This is a genomic window from Bradyrhizobium sp. P3_C3, assembly GCF_056402655.1.
Genome location: NZ_JBFUGY010000127.1, coordinates 1 through 2,312, shown reverse-complemented (window position 1 = coordinate 2,312; position 2,312 = coordinate 1). Strand labels below are relative to the sequence as shown.

The following is a 2,312-nucleotide window of genomic DNA, read 5'->3' as shown; positions in this document are numbered from 1 at the left end:
CGAAGTGTGACCAAGTCCACATCCTGACTGACCCCGTTGCCGAGAAGGGTGATGCCCCCTGGCGTGACCACGCCTGCGAAGGATGTGTTGTCACGCCCCATCCAGAGATGGTCGTATTCGATGCCGAGCGACCAATTCGGCGAGAAACCGTATTCCCAGCCGACACCGAGGGCACCGCCCCAGCGCGTGTGACCTGCGGAGGCCAGGCCGACTCCGGTGAGGTTGTTGAAGACATCAAAGCGATTGCGCGTCACCGCAGCGCCACCTTTCACGTAGAACAGCGACGCGTTCCATGCCCATCCGAGTTGAGCCGTGAACAGCCCAATGCCATCAATCTTGCCTGTGGTTGAGATCAATGGATCGATCAAGCTGACGCGTGTGTTCTTGATCTCGGCCCAGTCACCCTGCGCCTCCAAGCCGAGCACAAACTGGTTCGTTTGCCAGCGGTACCCGATCTGCCCGCCAACAAGGCCGCCCGAACGATCAGCGCAACCACCTGCGACTGTCCCGGCGGGCGTCAGGAAATCCACGCAACCATGGCTCTGCCCCCAGCCTCCGTTGGCGCCAATGTAGAATCCGCTCCAGTTGTAGATCGCCACCACCGGCGCCGGCGGCGCCGCCTTGACGGCCATATCGGCGGCCATGGCAGGAGCCGTCATGCTCAGCGCTGCGAGACTGAGCGCAGCCATCGAAAGCCTTTTCATCGTCCATATCCCCTTGCTCAGAGCTTTTCGTTCAGAGAACGCGAGCTCTTATGAGGTGCTGCGAACGTCCAAAGTCAAAAGCGATGAGACCCTAAGCCCGTAACAAAATGGCAACACTCGAGAGCGGTGTGTGCACCGGAACGTGCTTATTCCGCGTCGGGACCTGTATCTGGCTCAGCGTTCCATTGTTCATCGACAAGCCAAGCTTGGATGCGGGGCGACGGAATGAGTTGCCTGGGGACGTGCGGATTGATCGTGCCCGCAAATACAACGAGACCTTCGTCGAGCTTTGCACGAACGAATGCCTTGGCCTCTGCTTCCGTAGCGAAGGTCCTTGTTTCCCGAGGGCTCCGCTGCTTCGGCAGCGTGCCGCGTTTACGAACCTCGAAGGTGACATACCAAGTCGGCGTCATGCACGCACCAACTAATCGCCCTAGCCCAGTCGGTCTCTTGTTTTGGTGCGGGTATCACGAAGCTGGTTGATCTGAATCAAGATCGCGGTTGGTGCTGTCAGCAAAACGAGGTGACGGGAGGCAAGAACACGGAGGATGTCCGACGGAGTTAACGCACAGCCCAGTTCACCCTCGATGTACGTCAAGGTCGCTCATGTCTCCGCGCACACGCTATCGTAAGCCGTAGGAATGCGGCTTCTGCTACCCTTAGGAGGACCATCATGAAGGCTAAGATGCGACTTTCGATCAAGTCAGTGACGGTTACAAGAGTCGCTGCCAGCGCACTTCTGGGACTTGCAGGGGCCACGCTTGCTCCATCACCGGCCCGCGCGATCGTGTATTGCCAGTACGTCGACTATCCGGTGGGTTGCGTTGCCCGGGCTGGCGTTGCCCTCCGGCCACGGCCCGTCGCGCGCGCCGCAGTCCGTCATAACGTGGGCGGTAATGCCAATGGCGGCGTTAATCGCGTCGGAGCGCGTCGATAGAGGATTTGCCGCGGGCCACTAGCCGTGGTGCATAAACCAACCTCGTGACCCGCGGTAGCATTCAACACCACTTCTCAAGTAGCGATGTCGCCTCTTGGCCCCAAGCGGTCGACCCAGCATGTCCGCTAGATGTCCGCTCCTTGGGGTGAAGCAGACTTGATATGCTCAGGCCGAGTTCTTCCGGGTGTGACCCAGAACGGACGTCTGGCGCATGACTAGCTGGCGACTGCGCACCCCAATTTGTGCCGAACATGCGATTGCGCCGTGTGCGGTTAGCCGAGGTACTCGGATAGGATGTTTTTCGTGTCACAGTTCGTCGTTTTTTGCGAGGGACCTCGCGGAAAGCAGTTGGTCTTTGACCGACATCGAGCTACCCCTTGCTTATGAGCAAGAGCAGGAGTTTCCGGCTTGTTCTGATCAAGCCGTCACATTACGACGCCGATGGCTACGTCATTCGATGGTGGCGCGGCGGCCTGCCTTCGAACTCATTGGCCTGCCTTTACGGCATCGCGCTCGATTGTCGTGAACGCCAGGTTCTCGGGCCCGATTTCGACATCGAGATCGACGCCATCGATGAGACCAACTGGAAGGTGCGTGTCGCGGATCTGGCGCGCGCAATCAAGGCCGCGGATTCCGGCATGGTGATGCTGGTCGGAGTCCAGTCGAACCAG

Annotated in this window: 3 protein-coding genes and 1 pseudogene; 2 read left to right on the top strand and 2 right to left on the bottom strand. The window is 59.4% G+C overall.

Annotation, left to right across the window (positions count from 1 at the left end):
- Together AC1DW2_RS43680 and AC1DW2_RS43675 are read right to left on the bottom strand one after the other, a co-directional pair.
- On the bottom strand, positions 1-704 hold a 704-nt coding region (locus tag AC1DW2_RS43680), incomplete at its 3' end, for an outer membrane protein (RefSeq protein WP_477009196.1).
- A 146-nt stretch (positions 705-850) separates the two neighbouring features.
- Positions 851-1,117 carry a hypothetical protein gene (locus tag AC1DW2_RS43675; RefSeq protein ID WP_071913258.1) on the bottom strand — a complete coding sequence of 89 codons (267 nt, stop codon included), beginning with the start codon at positions 1,115-1,117 and terminating at the stop codon, positions 851-853.
- Positions 1,118-1,377: 260 nt separating this feature from the next.
- Between AC1DW2_RS43675 and AC1DW2_RS43670 the strand changes: the two genes are divergently transcribed.
- Both AC1DW2_RS43670 and AC1DW2_RS43665 read left to right on the top strand, forming a co-directional pair.
- Entirely contained in the window at positions 1,378-1,641 is a 264-nt protein-coding gene (locus AC1DW2_RS43670; protein WP_071915806.1) for a hypothetical protein, read from the top strand.
- Between the two features lie 383 nt (positions 1,642-2,024).
- Positions 2,025-2,312: pseudogene (locus AC1DW2_RS43665) on the top strand (radical SAM protein); the annotation flags it as partial.

What these genes read in the sequence shown, in the direction of transcription:
- AC1DW2_RS43675 (WP_071913258.1), bottom strand. Translation starts at nt 1,117, where the DNA reads ATGACGCCGACTTGGTATGTCACCTTCGAGGTTCGTAAACGCGGCACG.
- AC1DW2_RS43670 (WP_071915806.1), top strand. Translation starts at nt 1,378, where the DNA reads ATGAAGGCTAAGATGCGACTTTCGATCAAGTCAGTGACGGTTACAAGA.